The sequence below is a fragment of the Rhizobium sophoriradicis genome (genome assembly GCF_025200795.1).
Taxonomy (GTDB): domain Bacteria; phylum Pseudomonadota; class Alphaproteobacteria; order Rhizobiales; family Rhizobiaceae; genus Rhizobium; species Rhizobium sophoriradicis.
The window spans coordinates 625,840-640,473 of sequence record NZ_CP104152.1; the positions used below are offsets into that span (position 1 = coordinate 625,840).

15 protein-coding genes are annotated in these 14,634 nt (G+C 63.2%); 3 read left to right on the forward strand and 12 right to left on the reverse strand.

Going from position 1 to position 14,634, the window contains the following annotated elements:
- The 7 genes from N2597_RS02995 to thrC form a co-directional block, all read right to left on the reverse strand.
- Positions 1 to 705 carry a molybdate ABC transporter substrate-binding protein gene (locus tag N2597_RS02995; RefSeq protein ID WP_183599165.1) on the reverse strand — a complete coding sequence of 235 codons (705 nt, stop codon included), beginning with the start codon at positions 703 to 705 and terminating at the stop codon, positions 1 to 3.
- Between the two features lie 24 nt (positions 706 to 729).
- Positions 730 to 1,038 (reverse strand): Dabb family protein, encoded by a 309-nt coding sequence (locus N2597_RS03000; RefSeq protein ID WP_038687345.1) that lies wholly within the window; start codon positions 1,036 to 1,038, stop codon positions 730 to 732.
- 96 nt (positions 1,039 to 1,134) lie between these two features.
- Positions 1,135 to 1,554: a hypothetical protein gene (locus tag N2597_RS03005; protein ID WP_096772257.1), complete on the reverse strand. Its 420-nt coding sequence runs from the start codon at positions 1,552 to 1,554 to the stop codon at positions 1,135 to 1,137.
- A gap of 116 nt (positions 1,555 to 1,670) precedes the next feature.
- Positions 1,671 to 4,583 carry a sensor domain-containing phosphodiesterase gene (locus tag N2597_RS03010; protein ID WP_183599163.1) on the reverse strand — a complete coding sequence of 971 codons (2,913 nt, stop codon included), beginning with the start codon at positions 4,581 to 4,583 and terminating at the stop codon, positions 1,671 to 1,673.
- Positions 4,580 to 5,194, reverse strand: a complete 615-nt coding sequence (locus tag N2597_RS03015; protein ID WP_009994254.1) for a GNAT family N-acetyltransferase — start codon at positions 5,192 to 5,194, stop codon at positions 4,580 to 4,582. The genes N2597_RS03010 and N2597_RS03015 overlap by 4 nt, the downstream gene beginning before the upstream one ends.
- Positions 5,195 to 5,222: 28 nt before the next feature.
- Positions 5,223 to 6,521 (reverse strand): M16 family metallopeptidase, encoded by a 1,299-nt coding sequence (locus tag N2597_RS03020; RefSeq protein ID WP_086156075.1) that lies wholly within the window; start codon positions 6,519 to 6,521, stop codon positions 5,223 to 5,225.
- A 3-nt stretch (positions 6,522 to 6,524) separates the two neighbouring features.
- Positions 6,525 to 7,949 carry a threonine synthase gene (thrC, locus tag N2597_RS03025; protein ID WP_086156076.1) on the reverse strand — a complete coding sequence of 475 codons (1,425 nt, stop codon included), beginning with the start codon at positions 7,947 to 7,949 and terminating at the stop codon, positions 6,525 to 6,527.
- A gap of 2 nt (positions 7,950 to 7,951) precedes the next feature.
- Here thrC and N2597_RS03030 point away from each other — a divergent pair, with 2 nt between their 5' ends.
- Both N2597_RS03030 and N2597_RS03035 read left to right on the forward strand, forming a co-directional pair.
- Positions 7,952 to 8,155, forward strand: a complete 204-nt coding sequence (locus N2597_RS03030; RefSeq protein WP_039618299.1) for a hypothetical protein — start codon at positions 7,952 to 7,954, stop codon at positions 8,153 to 8,155.
- Positions 8,156 to 8,211: 56 nt separating this feature from the next.
- The gene (locus N2597_RS03035; protein ID WP_179363813.1) at positions 8,212 to 8,859 is read left to right on the forward strand and encodes a hypothetical protein; all 648 of its coding nucleotides are present in this window, start codon (positions 8,212 to 8,214) and stop codon (positions 8,857 to 8,859) included.
- Between the two features lie 866 nt (positions 8,860 to 9,725).
- Here N2597_RS03035 and N2597_RS03040 read toward each other — a convergent pair.
- Both N2597_RS03040 and N2597_RS03045 read right to left on the reverse strand, forming a co-directional pair.
- Positions 9,726 to 10,415, reverse strand: coding sequence for an HAD family hydrolase (locus tag N2597_RS03040; protein ID WP_096772269.1), 690 nt, complete (start codon positions 10,413 to 10,415; stop codon positions 9,726 to 9,728).
- 157 nt (positions 10,416 to 10,572) lie between these two features.
- Positions 10,573 to 11,961 carry an MFS transporter gene (locus N2597_RS03045; RefSeq protein WP_183599161.1) on the reverse strand — a complete coding sequence of 463 codons (1,389 nt, stop codon included), beginning with the start codon at positions 11,959 to 11,961 and terminating at the stop codon, positions 10,573 to 10,575.
- Between the two features lie 118 nt (positions 11,962 to 12,079).
- Between N2597_RS03045 and N2597_RS03050 the strand changes: the two genes are divergently transcribed.
- Positions 12,080 to 12,979, forward strand: coding sequence for a LysR family transcriptional regulator (locus tag N2597_RS03050; protein ID WP_106797206.1), 900 nt, complete (start codon positions 12,080 to 12,082; stop codon positions 12,977 to 12,979).
- A 119-nt stretch (positions 12,980 to 13,098) separates the two neighbouring features.
- On the opposite strand, the gene N2597_RS03055 is transcribed toward N2597_RS03050, so the two are convergent.
- The 3 genes from N2597_RS03055 to N2597_RS03065 are packed head-to-tail and all read right to left on the reverse strand — an operon-like array spanning position 13,099 to position 14,520.
- On the reverse strand, positions 13,099 to 13,542 hold the full coding sequence (locus tag N2597_RS03055) for a hypothetical protein (protein ID WP_096772267.1): 444 nt from the start codon (positions 13,540 to 13,542) through the stop codon (positions 13,099 to 13,101).
- Positions 13,543 to 13,551: 9 nt separating this feature from the next.
- Entirely contained in the window at positions 13,552 to 13,896 is a 345-nt protein-coding gene (locus N2597_RS03060; protein WP_038687366.1) for a hypothetical protein, read from the reverse strand.
- A gap of 51 nt (positions 13,897 to 13,947) precedes the next feature.
- Positions 13,948 to 14,520: a hypothetical protein gene (locus N2597_RS03065; protein ID WP_086156430.1), complete on the reverse strand. Its 573-nt coding sequence runs from the start codon at positions 14,518 to 14,520 to the stop codon at positions 13,948 to 13,950.
- Positions 14,521 to 14,634: the final 114 nt, after the last annotated feature.

The following is a 14,634-nucleotide window of genomic DNA, read 5'->3' on the forward strand; positions in this document are numbered from 1 at the left end:
TCAAATCGCTTCGCGGCGTCGCTCGACGCCTTTGGCCGCCAGGACGTCATCCACGGCTGCCGACACCAGAAATTCCGAGAGCTGCCCCGCAGCTTCCGCGTCGCTTGAATCGGCGCCGATGCCCACGTCAAAGTCGATGTAACTTTGGAGTTCTGCCGGAAACCGGCCGACAAGCATGACGTCGGGCGCAGCAGCGAGAATTGACGTCACGGGGACGACGGCCAACTCGGCTTCCCCACGGGCGACAGCCGATGCTGTCTGTCCTCCTGGCGCAGCCACCAGCCGGGGCTTTACCTCATCTGCTATTCCCAGCCGATCCAGCAGACTGGAAAAATAGCCGCCGCTGGTTCCGTCACTGGCATAGGCGATGGATCTCGCGTTCTTCAAAGTTTGTTTGAACGCTTCTGTCGATCCGATGTCGAGTGGTCGGCTGCCTGCCTTGGCCGCCACCCCCATCCCGATTCTGCCGAACGCCACCTGGCTTCCCGCCTTGACTTTTCCCGAGGCGGTCAGCGCCTCAACCATATCAGGGTTGATGATGACGAGGTCGAAAGGCTCGCCGGCTTCGATCTGCTTCTTGACCGTGGGATTGACCTCCCACTTGGCCGCAACAGTCAAACCTGTGGCCATCTCGAACCGGGGGATGAGAGCAAGGACGGCGGGTCGGACAGCGATCGCGCCAAAAAGCCGGATTTCCTGATTCATGGCCCAGCCGTCCCAGATGCGCATTTACATATTGAGATCGAAGACCAGAATGCCGGCGAGGCCTCCGTCGGTCGAGGAGACGATGCGCTCGCCGACGACCACATGTTCGGGATGGACGAGATAGGCGTCCCGGGCTTCAGGGCTTTCGAAGGTGACGGCAAAGCCGTCGACGAAGCCGCCATGCAGCCCCTCGGGCGAGACATTCGGCCCGTATTTGATATCCACAATGCCGGGAATCACCTGTTTCAGCGCGACGATCGCGGCAAACAGCGCCTGCTTGTCGTCGATCGTCATGGCGGTCTTCAGCCGCAGGAACACGCAGTGCAGGATCATCAGTGGTCCTCCCGATTGTCGTTGCCGGCAGAATAGCGGCGAAAGCCGGGAGGGCAATCAGATTTATCGTCAACCGGACGTGGCCGGCAGGCGAGGTTACATCTGATCGCTTTCAGCAGGTGCGCGATTGTAGAGCTTGCGGATGAGCTCGCCGGACAAGGCGCGGGCTTCATCCTTCTGCGCCGGCGTCATCGGCCGGCAGGTATTTCTGAGATTGGAGCGGTCGAGCACCGTCGCGGCACCCGAATTGACGATGACGAGGTACCAGCTGCAGGAGGCGACCCTGTCGATGGCGACGGCGCCGTGGCAGCCGGAGTACAGGCAGAAGGCCACGGTCTGCTGGGCGACGTGATCGCCCTTCTGCGCCAGCGCCAGCGATCTCTTGAACTCATCGGTCCATCGCTCGCAATGCGGCTTGCCGGGCACGCAGGCCTTGGTGGCGGGAAAAAGGTCGGTCGCCTGAACCGGCGAGACGAACAGGGTGCTGACCGAAAGGGCGAGCAGAAACTTGAGCATTGAATTGTCCTTATGCAATGGGAAAGGAGGCGCATATCGCCGGTCGTTGGTCAATGACCATTCATGGGAGAGGCGCGCTGCGCAGGCGGAAAACCGGTCAGCCCGTTCGCCTGCGTTCAAGCCCTTTTCGTCAGCGGAAACCGGTCGCGCAGCAGCCGCAGCACCGATTCCGATGGGATCGGCGGCCCGAACAGATAGCTCTGCCCGTAGCTGCAGCCCATCTTGGCGAGCTCGATCGCATCCTCGTTGGATTCGATCCCTTCGGCCACCACCTTCATTTCCAGCTCGCGCGCCATCGCTATGACCGAGCGGAGCACGGTCGCCTTCTTGTCGCTGCCGTCGCGCACCAGCGCCTTGTCGAGCTTGATCGTGTCGAAGGGGAAGCGGGTGAGATAGGCAAGCGAGGAATAGCCGGTGCCGAAATCGTCGAGCGCCAGGCCAATGCCGGCTTCCTTCAGCTTCTGCAGTACCAGGCGGGCCTGCTCCGGATTTTCCATCACCATGGATTCCGTCAGTTCCAGCTTGAGCCGCGAAGGCGCGCAATGGGTTTTGGCGAGGACCGAACGCACGTCGTCATAGAGCTCGTTGTTGAGCAGCTGCACGCTCGACAGATTGATCGACACGAAGATCGGCAATTCGCCGGTCTGGGTCTGCCAGCTCATCAGGTCGTTGGTCGCCTGTTCCAGCGCGAACATGCCGAGCGGGCCGATGAGATCGGAGGCCTCGGCGATCGGGATGAATTCGGAGGGCGGGATATTGCCGCGTTTGGGATGTTCCCAGCGCATCAGCGCCTCGAAGCCGGCGACCTCGACATCCTCCAGCCGGGCGATCGGCTGGTAGACCATCGACAATTCCCTGCGTTCGATGGCGCGGCGCAGATCGGTTTCGAGCTGCAGCCGGTCGGTGCCGAAATCGCGGAAGGCCGGCAGGAACGGTTCGACGCGGTTGCCGCCGCCCCGTTTCGCCCGGTACATGGCAAGCTCGGCGTCGCTGAGCAGACCGCTGGCGCTCTCCTGCCTGTCCACCCAGGATGCGAGCCCGATCGACGCGGTCAGAATGATCTCGCGGTTGGAGAAGTTGATCGGCACCATGATCGCCTTGCTGATCGCATCGGCGAAATCGGCAACCTTGGCCGGATTGTGCTCGGATACCAGGATCAGGCCGAACTGGTCGCCGGCAAGCCGCGCCAGCGTATCCTGCGGCTTCATCAGCCGGCGCAGCCGCCGGGTCAAGGCGATGAGGATGTTGTCGCCGGCCGCAACGCCGAGCGCGTCATTGACCAGCTTGTAGCGGTCGATATCGATCACCATCACGGTGGGCCTGAGCGTGTCGCCGCCCGGCGCCAGCGCCAGCACCGCCTGCAGCCGGTCGAGGAAGACCTGCCGGTTCGGCAGGCCGGTCAGATTGTCGTGCAGCGCATCCTGCAGCAGCCGCTCGACGGAGTTCTTCTGCTCGGTGACGTCGACGATCGTGCCGACGCAGCGGATGATCTCGCCGTTGGAGCCGAGCACCGGCCGGGCGCGGATCAGCAGCCAGTGGAAATGCCCGTCCTCGGCGCGGATGCGGAACTCGTGATTGAGCCGCCCGCGCCGGTGTTCGAGCAGCACGTCGAGCGTGGCGCGAAAGCGGTCGCGGTCGTCAGGGTGCAGCCGCGGCAGCCAGTTGCGCGCCGCCCCGTGCATAGTGCCGGGGGAGAGGCCGAGTTTGACCGAGACATCGGGAATGGTGACGACGCGGTCGCGCGCCACGTCCCAGTCCCACACCATGTCGCCGGAGCCGGTCAGCGCCAGCGATTGCCGTTCGAGATCGGAAAACAGCCCCTGCTGGAAAGCGCCGCCGGCAAAGGCGTGCTGCATCACGGTAAAGCCGATCAAGAGCACGATCAGCACCAGGCCGCCGCCGAGCGCCGGCTGGATGATGTCGTTGTCGAGCCGGCCGGTGACGGTCAGCCACGCCCCGAACAGCCAGACGAGCGTCAGCGCCCAGGCCGGCACCAGCAGAATGGCGCGGTCGTAGCGGTTGAAGCCGAGATAGATGATCAACAGCAGCCCGGTCGCCGCCGTCAGCGCGAAGGACAGCCTGGCGATGCCGGCGGCAATCGACGGATCGTAGATCGCCACGCCGAAGAGCAGCGCCAGGCCGAGCACCCAGGCGAGCGTGGCGTAACCGAGATGCGCATGCCAGCGATTGAGGTTGAGATAGGTGAAGAGGAAGATGACGAAACTCGAGGCGAGCGCCACTTCGGCGCAGGCACGCCATATTCGCTGGTCGGCCGAGGCGACGCTGATCAGTTTGCCGAGAAAACCGAAGTCGACGCAGATATAGCCGAGCACCGCCCAGGCAAGCGCGGCCGTCGCCGGCAGCATCGAGGTGCCCTTGACGACGAAGAGGATGGTGAGAAACACCGCCAGCAGGCCGGCAATGCCGAGCACGATGCCGCGATAGAGGGTGAAGGCGTTGATCGTATCCTTGTAGGCGTTCGGCTCCCAGAGATAGATCTGCGGCAGCTCCGGCGTTGACAGTTCGGCGACGAAGGTGATGACGGCGCCGGGATTCAGCGTGATGCGGAAGACATCGGCCTCGTCGCTCGGCTGCCGGTCCAGCGCAAAACCTTCGCTCGGTGTGATCGCGCTGATGCGCTGCGAGCCGAGATCCGGCCAGAACAGCTTGGAATTGACCAGACGGAAATGCGGCGCGACGATGACGCGCTCCAGCTGTTCCTCCGAGACGTTGGCAAGCGCAAACACCGCCCAGTCGCCCTGGTGATTCTCCGAACTCGCCCGAACCTCGATGCGGCGGCGAATGCCATCGGCGCCGGCCGCCGTCGACACCTGGAAGGCCTCGCCCTGGTTGGCATAGATCTCGGTCGTCGCCGTCAGGTCGAGCGCGGTATCGTCACGGGAAATCTTCACCGGTTCGGCCGCCCGGGCAACACCCGCCGCAAGGGCGAAGGCCGCCAGGAAAAGGGCTGCGATCACCGCGATCACTCGTCCGGACGGTGACTTGGGCAGCATGCGGTCTCTGGTCATCGGCTGTCGGTTATCCTGCCTTTATCCGTATCGGTGGCGAGCCGTGAAAACATCACATGGTCGTGCCACTGACCGTTGATCTTCAAATATCCGCGCAGATAGCCTTCCCGCTGAAACCCGGCCTTTTCAAGCAGACGCATGCTGCGCGCGTTATCTGGAATACAGGCTGCTTCGATACGGTGCAACTCAAGCCCGGTGAAGATGTAAGGAATAACCAATTGCAGAGCGGCGAACATATGCCCCTGGCCGGCATGGCGTTCGCCCATCCAGTAGCCGATCATGCAGCTTTGTGCCGCACCCCGCCTGATATAGCCGATGGTGACGCCGCCGACGAGGGTGCGTTTTTCCTTGAGGAAAATGAACAGCGGGATCGCCTGGCCGGAAGCATATTCCTGCTTGCCGCGGATGACGCGGGCGCGGTAGGAGCCCTCCGTCAACTCGTCGCGCCGCCAGGTCGGTTCCCAGGGTTCAAGGAAGTTGCGGCTTTCCGCCCGCAGCCGGTGCCACTGGTTGAAATCCTGGTAGCGCGGCAGGCGTAGGAGATATTTGTCGTTTTCCAGTTCGACTGCATCCGGCTGCCGCGACAGGAACCGAAACACCGATTTTGGCATCGATCACTCCCGGCAGACGGATGTCGGCTCAGCGGCCTGCCTGCATCGTCCTCGGCGCCGAGACCGAAAGCGAGGCGGTGATGTCTTCCATCGGTGCGAGCTGTTCCAGCGGCCCGATCGCCGACAGCGTCGGCACCGTGTCGTAGAACAGCCGGCCGGCGAGATCGGTAAGCCGCTCGATGGTGATGCCTTCCAGCCGTTCCATCATCTCCGGATTGGAGATCGGTCGGCCGTAGAGCATCATCTGCCTTGCGATCTGGCCGGCGCGGGCGGCCGGGCTCTCCTGGCCCATCAGCAGCTGGGCGCGGATCTGGGCGCGGGCGCGCTCGATTTCCTTCTGGTGGATCTCATTGGCGGATTTGTGCAGTTCGTCGATGATCACGGGCACCAGCTCCGGCAGGTTTTCGCCGCCGGTCGCCGCATGAATGCCGAAGATGCCGGTGTCGGAAAAACCCCAATGGAAGGCATAGACCGAATAACAGAGACCGCGGAATTCGCGCACTTCCTGGAACAGCCGCGAGGACATGCCGCCGCCGAGGATATTGGCGAGGATCTGCGAGCAGTAGAAATCGCGGGCATGGTAGGGCTTGCCTTCGAAGCCGAGCAGGATCTGCGCATCCATCAGATCGCGCGGTTCGCGCACGCTGCCGCCGACATAACGCGCCGCTTCCATGACCGGCGGGGCGGATGGCGACGTTGGCAGGCTGGCGAAACGATCCTCGACCATGCGGAGGAATTCTTGATGATCGACGGCGCCGGTCGCCACCACGAACATGCGGTCGGTCGTATAGTTGCGGCCGAGATAGGCGCGGATCTGCTGCGGCGTGAAGGAAACGACGGTCTGCGGCGTGCCGAGGATCGCCCGGCCGAGCGTCTGGTCGCGATAGGCGGCCTCGGAGAAGCGGTCGAACACCACGTCGTCGGGCGTGTCGTTGGCAGCGTTGATCTCTTGCAGGATCACCTGCTTCTCGCGCTCCAGCTCCTCCTCCTCGAAGGCCGATTCCGTCAGGATGTCGGCGAGGATATCGACGGCGAGCGGCACGTGGTCTTTCAGCACGCGGGCGTAATAGGAGGTCGTCTCGGTCGAGGTGGCGGCGTTGACCTCGCCGCCGACATCCTCGATTTCCTCGGCGATCTCACGGGCCGAGCGGCGGGCCGTGCCCTTGAAGGCCATGTGTTCGAGCAGGTGGGCGATGCCGTGCTCGTCTGCCGTCTCGTTACGCGATCCCGATTTGATCCAGACACCCAGCGCAACGCTTTCAAGGTGCGGCATGGTTTCTGTGACTACTGTCAGCCCGGATTTCAGCCGGGTGCACTCAACTGTCATTGGCTATCTTTCTGCGCCTGCCGTCGTCTTGCCGCGGGCGTGTTTGCCGATAAAGGTTTGAACGGCTTTAAGCTCCGGTTCGATGATCTGGAAGCGCTCCTCCCTGTGCATCAGATCAGCAAGCCACGTCGGAAGCGCCGGGTCAATACCGCTGGCCGATTTTACGGCGGCCGGGAATTTCGCCGGATGCGCGGTCGAAAGCGTCACCATCGGCGTATTCGGCTTCTCCTTCTTGGCGGCGACGAAGACGCCGATCGCCGAATGCGGATCGAGGAGATAGCCGGTTGCCGCATGGGTCTTGCGGATCGTCTCGGCGACTTGCCTCTCGCTGGCGCGGCCGGCGCGGAAGTCGCGGCGGATCGCCTTCAGCGCTTGCGGGCCAATCTCGAAGCCAGTGGATTGCTTGAGGCTTTCCATCGAAGCGCGCACCTTCGAGGCATCGCGCCCATAGGCTTCGAAGAGCAGCCGCTCGAAATTCGAGGAGATCTGGATGTCCATCGACGGCGAAGTCGTCGCCTTGACCGCCTTCATGTCGTAGCGGCCGGTCTTCAGCGTGCGGGTCAGAATGTCGTTTTCGTTGGTGGCGATGACCAGCCGGTCGATCGGCAGGCCCATGCGCTTGGCGCAGTAGCCGGCGAAGATGTCGCCGAAATTGCCGGTAGGCACCGTGAACGAGATCTTCCGGTCCGGCCCGCCGAGCGCCACCGCCGTGGTGAAGTAATAGACGATCTGGGCCATGATGCGCGCCCAGTTGATCGAGTTGACGCCCGACAGGCTGACCTTGTCGCGGAACGCCGCGTCGTTGAACATCGCCTTGACGAGATTCTGGCAGTCGTCAAAATTGCCTTCGACGGCCAGCGCATGCACATTGGCGGCCGTCGAGGTCGTCATCTGCCGCTGCTGCACCGGCGAGACCTTGCCGTGCGGGAAGAGAATGAAGATATCGGTGCGCTCACGCCCGGCGAAAGCGTCTATCGCCGCGCCGCCGGTATCGCCCGAGGTGGCGCCGACGATCGTCGCCCGCTCGCCGCGCTTCTCAAGCGCATAATCCATCAGCCGTGCCAGCAGCTGCATCGCCACGTCCTTGAAGGCGAGCGTCGTGCCGTGGAAGAGCTCCATGACGAAGCTGTTCGGCCCGGTCTGGACGAGCGGCGCGATTGCCGGATGGCGGAAGGTGGCGTAGGCCTCGTCGATCATCGCCCGGAAGGTCGCCGCGGGGATCTCGCCATTGGTGAAGGGCGACAGGATGGTGAAGGCGATCTCCTGATAGCTCTTGCCCCTCAGCGCGCGGATCTCCTTCTTCGAAAACTGCGGCCACTCCCGGGGAACATAGAGGCCGCCATCACGCGCCAATCCCGTCAAAAGGGCGTCGCAAAAGCCGAGGGCAGGGGCCTCGCCGCGGGTCGAGATATAGTCCACGTTGGTCATCCTTGATCTATCGCTGGAAGAAATTCGGCCGGGCAGAGCCGGGGCCTGCTCTGCCGGAAACCGGCAAGCGGCTGCCCTCAGGCCATACCATTGCCGTTATCTTGTTGAAGTTGCCCGCATCCGGCGGCGAAAAGTGCATCAAAACGGCGCGTACCCAATCGATTTTTGTTTGCGCCGCTGATATAGACCATCGCAAACCGTCGTGAAAGGCCTCGCGAAAAAGACTGGGGCCTCCAAGAAACGCTTGTGCAAAGGGTGGAACATAGTGCTCGGCAAGGTCTCGCGTCTTATCATCTCCACGTCTTTCGTTGCCCTGCTTGCCGGCTGCAACTCGCTCGGCATCGGCGGCGACAGCAAGCCGGAGGCGGCGCCGACCCAGCCGAACGGCAATGCTCAGATCATGCCGCTGGCGCCGGCCAACCCCTCCTCGAACAACCCCTCGATCGGCACGGCCAAGACGGCGCAGGGCGCCGTCGCCCCCGTCGTCCAGGGCGCCTGCCCGCAGATTTTCCTGCGTGACCAGGATGCGATCTTCCGCACCTATGCCAAGGGCAAGAAGGACGATCCGCAGCAGATCGTCTTCCAGGCCTCCTTCGGCGACTACACCCGCCAATGCACGCTGAACGACACGGCCCTGACGATGACCGTGGTTGCCCAGCTGCGGCTGATCACCGGCCCGGCCGGCAATCCCGGCCCGGTGACGCTGCCGGTCCGCGTCACCATCCTCGATGGCGAGAACGTGCTCTATTCCGAGGTCACCAAGTTCCCGACCGAGATCCCCGCCGGCTCCCCGGGCACGCAGGTCATCTTCCGCAAGGAAGGCATCCAGATGCCGGTCGGCGCCGGCGCGCTGGTGCGCGTCAACGTCGGTTTCGACACCCAGCCGGCGAAGAGCAAGAAGAGCAGCTGATTATTTCGGGTAAAGTGCGGTCTGGCCGCCGCGTGATCCGGCCGGTTCGAGCAACATCTGGCAGCCTCATCGATCTGTTCCGGGGTCATCGCGCGGACAACGTTTCGCATTTGGCTGCTGATATCGTTTTGACGTGAGACGGAGACGAACGCCGCCCCTGGGATCCACAGCTCCGCACTCGACTTCTTTACTTTCCCTGGGGTTGGATGCCGTGTCTCTTCACGGGGTGGCAGCCGCATGGATCCCAGGGTCAAGCCCTGGGATGACGGAGGAGATGTGGTGCCTGGTGACATCGGCTCAGCAGCCGCGATAGAGCGACGGCAAAAACAGCGCCTCAAAATTGCGCCGGCGGTGCGTCTGGCGACGAAGCCAACCCCACACTCCGTCATCCCAGGGCTTGACCCACTGCTGTCCGGTTTAGCAAAAACGGTTGCAGAGGATTCCGAGACTCGCAGTAGATGTGCCGCTTTACTGTTTTGACTCGTTATTTTCGCGACAAGACGAAAGATGGCGAGACTTGGCATCCGCGTCAGAGAAAGTTCCGAGGCGGAAATTGTGCAAAAAATTCGATTTCAGCCTGCATCACGTACTATAAAATCGATACCTATTTCCCAATAACGGTTTGTTTTATAAGCATTTAAAAAGGGAAATTTAAACCGGACAGCCGTGGGCTTGACCCTGGGATCCACAACCTCGCACTTGGCTCGCTAATTTCCTTGCAGATGGATGCCGTCGCTCTTAACGCAATGCCCGCTGCATAGGCTCCGGATTAAGGCAGAGGACGACGGAGCGAGGGGAGGCCGGAGAGCATCCGGCAGCGGCGGCGGGCGATGGTCGTAGCCTGCCCGCGCAATGACCGCAGGTCCCTACAGCACGCCTTCCCAGGCCGCCAGCGCGGCAACCACGCCCGGCAGGTCGTTCATGCGGGAGATCACCGTCTCGGCGCCGGCATCGGTCAGCTTGTCGGCATGGGCAGGGTAGCTGTGCGAGGCGCCGGTAAAGCCGATGACGCGCATGCCGGCGGCGCGCGCCGCATGCACGCCGTGCACGGAATCTTCGACGACGACGGTCCTGTCGGGCGAGATGCCCATGCGGCTTGCGCCGTGCAGGAAGATGTCGGGCTTCGGCTTGACGCGGTCGGGACCGAGATCCTTGGCGGAGAAGATGTTAGGTGCAAACAGCGGCTTCAGACCCACCTTGGTGAGCATCATGTCGAGCCGCTTCGTGCTCGAATTCGAGCAGATGCAGCGCTTCATCGGCAGCCGGGAGACGGCGAATTCGACGCCCGGTATGGCCTTGACGTCGTTCGCCAGCCTGACGTCGAGCACTTGCTCCGACTTATCAAGCAGCGAGGCCGAAAGCGGGATGCTCGCCTCGCGCTCGATCTGCAGCAGGATGTTGTGCCATGTCATGCCGGCGAAGCGCTCGCCCATTTCCTCGGCGCCGATCGGATATCCGGCTTCCGTCAACAGCGCGGATTCGACCTCCGCGGCGATGATTTCGGAATCGACGAGAACGCCGTCGCAATCGAAGATGATGAGGTCGAAGCCGTCCATATGTTCACGCCTTGCTGAAAGTCTGGTCTTGTCAGGGGATGCTGCGGCTTTACACGATGGCAGGCCAAAGCTCAACCTGATCTCCAGCATGGCTGCGATGCGGCAGGCGACCGGCTCGGTGGAACCACGGTCGCCGGACGCCCATGAAGCGGGCACTTCAGGCCGTTGCAGGCTGCCCCGCCGCTTCGTAACGAGCTCGGCTCAGGCTGACCAGGCCGGCGATCGCCGTGCAGCCGGCTGCAATGGCGACCGCGAAGTCGAGCGCCGCCGACAAGGGCAGCGTTGCGAAAATGATCGACATCGCGACCCCGCCCAAGGTTTGGCCGAGAAGCCGCGCGGTCCCTTGCATGGCGCCCGCGGCACCGCTTCTGGCTTTCGGTGCCGAAAGCAGCAGAATTCGGTTGTTGGGAGTCTGGAACAGTCCGAAGCCGAGGCCGGCGATCACCGTGCCGACGAGAAATCCGATACCTCTCGGGTCGGGCGGTGTGAGACCGGCCACCAGAAGGCCAAGCGCCATAAGCGCGCCGCCGATTCCACAAAGCCATGAGGTCTTGAACCGGTTTGCCAGACGTCCCGAGATCGGCGCGATGATTGCTGTCGCGGCAGGCCAGGGCATCATGTAGAGACCAGCCAGAACCGGCGTCATGTGCAGCCTGTGTTGGAGGTAGAAGGGCAGGGCGATGTAGCTCAGCATCTGTCCGCAGAAGCAGGAGATCGAGGCGATCACCGCCATGCGGAATGCCGGCGCCGCTAACAGGTCGGTCGGAATCAGAGGCAGGTCACTGTTTCGTTCCAGACGCAGCAGGGCGAATAGGCAGGCGAGTGAGGCGGCGATGAGGGCGGCACCGCTGACCGGCGCGGTGGCTATCCGGTCGGCGCCTGAGAAGAACAGGATGAACATCAGCGTATTGGCCAGCAACGCCTTCGCCTTCAGCTTCCGCTTCGCGCCCTCAACGTGGCCGAGCAGGCCGCCGCCGAGGAGAACGATAACGCCGAGCGGTATATTGACCGCAAACAGCCAAGGCCAGGTCGTGACGGAGAGGATGGCGCCGGCAATGCCGGGGCCGGCGGCGGAGGAAATTGCGATGACCATGGCATTGATGCCGATGATCGGACCGAGCATGCGCTGCGGCAAGGCCTGGCGCAGGATCATCATCGCCAGCGCCATGATCGCGCCCGCGCCAAGGCCCTGGGCGAAACGCGCAAGGATCAGCAAGGGCAGGTCGCCCGCCAAGGCGCAGGCTGCGGAAGCCGCGGTGAACAGCGCGACGCCGATCAGGAAGACCCGCCGGGCGCCGTAGATCTCTCCGAGCGCCCCGCATGGAAGAATGGCGACGAGCACGGCCAACTGGTAGGCCGAGACGACCCATACGGTGTTATCCGCTTCCGCCTGCAGCGAGAGTGCAATCGACGGCAAGGCGACATTGGCGATCGCTCCATCCAATACGACGAGAACAACCGCCAGAAGCAGGAGGGCGACCGCCAGATAGCGTCGGGGCGCCGCCAGACCTTCTTGAGAAACCGGTGTGGTGTAGCTGAGAGACATGGGGAAATCCTCGGTGTGCCTGGGATGGTGACTAGTTACTCCCAGCTCACCCATTGCGCCAGACGCAACGGAAGCAATGATCAGTTGCGCGTGGCGCCACGTCTGCTAGGATCGCGCCATGTCTGATCTCGATCTGAACCTTCTGGTGGCGCTGGACGCTTTGCTGGCCGAACGAAGCGTATCGGCTGCCGCGCGCCGGCTTGGCCTCAGCACGTCCGCCATGAGCCGGACACTGTCACGCTTGAGGACTGCGCTCGGTGATCCGATCCTGGTGCCGGCCGGCCGCGGCATGGTTGCGACGCCCCATGCCCTGGCCATTGCCGAAGATGTGCATCTGTTAAAAGACGCTGTGAAAGCGGTGCTGAGCCCGCCGTCGACCGTCGACATTCGGGAGGTGCAGCGCCACTTCACGATCCGCGCCAACGAAGCCTTCGTGCTTCTCTACGCCGCGGATCTGAGCGCCGCAGTGACGAAGGCTGCACCGGGAATAAGGCTTCGTTTTGCGCCGAGATCCGACAAAGACGTTCAGGCATTGCGGGAGGCGGCGATAGATCTGGACATCGGTGTGCTCCCGCGAGACAGCGGCGAGCTGCGTTGCCAGAGCCTTTTCGAGGATCGCTACGTCGGCGTCGCAAGGGTGGGGCATCCGATCTTCGACGCAGACCGGATAACGGCTGAGCGTTATGCTGCCTGCGGCCACGTAGTCTTCTCGACGCAGGCGGACTACGCCGGTCCGGTCGACAGAGCGCTTGCCGAACTGGGCTTGGATCGGGATGTCAGACTGATCGTGCCGAGTTTCCCGGCGGTGATTTCAGTTGCAGCCTCATCCGATCTGATCGGTTCGGTTCCGAAGTCCTATTGCAGATCCGCGGCGACGAGAGAGATCAGAACCTTCGACCTGCCGGTCGCCGTGCCGGGTTTCAACATCGTCCAGGCCTGGCACCCGCGCATGGACGCAGATCCCGCTCATCGCTGGCTGAGGGCGCTTATCTTCGAGACGTTCCACTCGATGAACTGAACACGGGCCGGTCAGGGTCTAGCTCTTCACGAAGACGCAGAATGTCAGCAAGCACTTCGGCTCCGGCCCATCGAGGGCCATGGGCTCGCCTCCGTCCGAGTGAAGCGAGCCCTCCTGACCTACTGCTCCGGCAGGATGATTTTATTGGTGGTGGTACTCTTGACCGGCTTCTCGCCGGGCACATGCGACATGGTGCGGGTCGTGCTTTGCAGCGAGTCGCCATCGGTGCTGGTCTTGGTGCGCGACTTGCTGAACGTTCCCTGGTCGACCGCCTGGGCCTTGGTCTGCGCCTTCAGCTTGTCGCCATTGTCGTTGATATGAGTCTTGCTTTGCGCCTTGCCGTCGGTTGTGGCCGCACTTCCCCCCGATCCGATCGAGGATGTCGTGCCGCCGTCGGTCTGGCAGGCGCCCGCCGTTCCCACAGAGCTGGCGGATGTACCGCCGGCCGAAGCGCTTCCAGCCGTTCCGACGGTGCCGGCCGCATTGCATTCTTCCGCAAGGACGGCCGAACTCGACGCGAGTAGAGCGATCGAGGCGGCCGCGATAAGATTGATATGTCTCATTGCCATCTCCTATTTCGCAGGTTTCGTTATCGAACAGGTGCCATCGGAACGCTTGGTGATGACGGTGCCGTCAGGCCGGGTGATGCTTGCAGTGGAAAAGCTGTCGACGCTTCCGGAGCTGGCCGAGGAGCCGGCAGAGGCGGATGACGAGGACGAGCCGGCCGACCCGCTCCCTGTTGTGGTCGAGGAAGACACCTGCCCATTGCCAGCCGTCACGGTGGTGGAAGTGTTACCCGCCTGTGACTGAACGATCGTGCAGGTCGTTCCGTCGTCGAGCTTGATCTCCTCCGACATGGTTGGGCCGGCGATCAGAGCGAGCGAAGCGGCGAGTGCGATTATGGAAAACCGGGTCATTGGTTTATCTCCCAAGGGTTTGGCCGGCGCCCCAAGGGCGCCGGCCCGGGATCATTTGCAGTCCTCGGTGCCGGCGGCATCCTTCTTGACCTGGCCGGGCGCGCAGCCCTTCTTGCCCTGGTTGTCGTTGGAGCCTGCAGCGCTGCTGCCGGTGCCGACCGTGCTGCCCGTTTTGTCTCCGTCAGCCGACGAGGCGCCGGTGCCGACACTCGAAGCCGAATTCGCATCGCCCGAGCCTGCGGCGGAGCCGCCTGTGCCGACTGAGCTGCTCGATGTGCCGCCACCGGCCGAGGAGCCGCCCGTGCCGAGCGTCGAAGCGGAACCGGAGCCTGATCCCGAGCCCGCGGCCGAGCCGCCGGTACCAACCGAGCTGCTCGATGTGCCGCCGCCAGCCGACGAGCCGCCTGTGCCGACTGTCGAGGATGAACCGGGGGTGCAGTTGGTCGCGCCGGCAGGGCAGGTGCCTCCGGCAGAGCTGCCACCAGTACCGACCGTGCTGCTCGCAGTTCCGCCGCCGGCCGACGAACCGCCGGTGCCGACCGTGCTCGAGGATTGGGCGAAGCCGGAAGCCGCCGTGCCGGCCAGAAGGGCCGCAGCCAATGCCAGATGTGTTACCTTCATCATGGTATATTCCTCCATTTGTCGTTGAGCTGCTGTCGCCTTCCAAGAGAATGGACAGCTGCCTGACAAACTTCGGTTACATCGTGACTGTTCCTATCCTGGGCCCTCAGTCGGATA

Coding starts and splice junctions, on each gene's coding strand:
- N2597_RS03020 (WP_086156075.1), bottom strand. CDS start 6,521: ATGACAGTTGAGTGCACCCGGCTGAAATCCGGGCTGACAGTAGTCACA.
- N2597_RS03045 (WP_183599161.1), bottom strand. CDS start 11,961: ATGTCTCTCAGCTACACCACACCGGTTTCTCAAGAAGGTCTGGCGGCG.
- N2597_RS02995 (WP_183599165.1), bottom strand. CDS start 705: ATGAATCAGGAAATCCGGCTTTTTGGCGCGATCGCTGTCCGACCCGCC.
- thrC (WP_086156076.1), bottom strand. CDS start 7,949: ATGACCAACGTGGACTATATCTCGACCCGCGGCGAGGCCCCTGCCCTC.
- N2597_RS03055 (WP_096772267.1), bottom strand. CDS start 13,542: ATGAGACATATCAATCTTATCGCGGCCGCCTCGATCGCTCTACTCGCG.
- N2597_RS03015 (WP_009994254.1), bottom strand. CDS start 5,194: ATGCCAAAATCGGTGTTTCGGTTCCTGTCGCGGCAGCCGGATGCAGTC.
- N2597_RS03040 (WP_096772269.1), bottom strand. CDS start 10,415: ATGGACGGCTTCGACCTCATCATCTTCGATTGCGACGGCGTTCTCGTC.
- N2597_RS03060 (WP_038687366.1), bottom strand. CDS start 13,896: ATGACCCGGTTTTCCATAATCGCACTCGCCGCTTCGCTCGCTCTGATC.
- N2597_RS03005 (WP_096772257.1), bottom strand. CDS start 1,554: ATGCTCAAGTTTCTGCTCGCCCTTTCGGTCAGCACCCTGTTCGTCTCG.
- N2597_RS03010 (WP_183599163.1), bottom strand. CDS start 4,583: ATGACCAGAGACCGCATGCTGCCCAAGTCACCGTCCGGACGAGTGATC.
- N2597_RS03000 (WP_038687345.1), bottom strand. CDS start 1,038: ATGATCCTGCACTGCGTGTTCCTGCGGCTGAAGACCGCCATGACGATC.
- N2597_RS03065 (WP_086156430.1), bottom strand. CDS start 14,520: ATGATGAAGGTAACACATCTGGCATTGGCTGCGGCCCTTCTGGCCGGC.
- N2597_RS03050 (WP_106797206.1), top strand. CDS start 12,080: ATGTCTGATCTCGATCTGAACCTTCTGGTGGCGCTGGACGCTTTGCTG.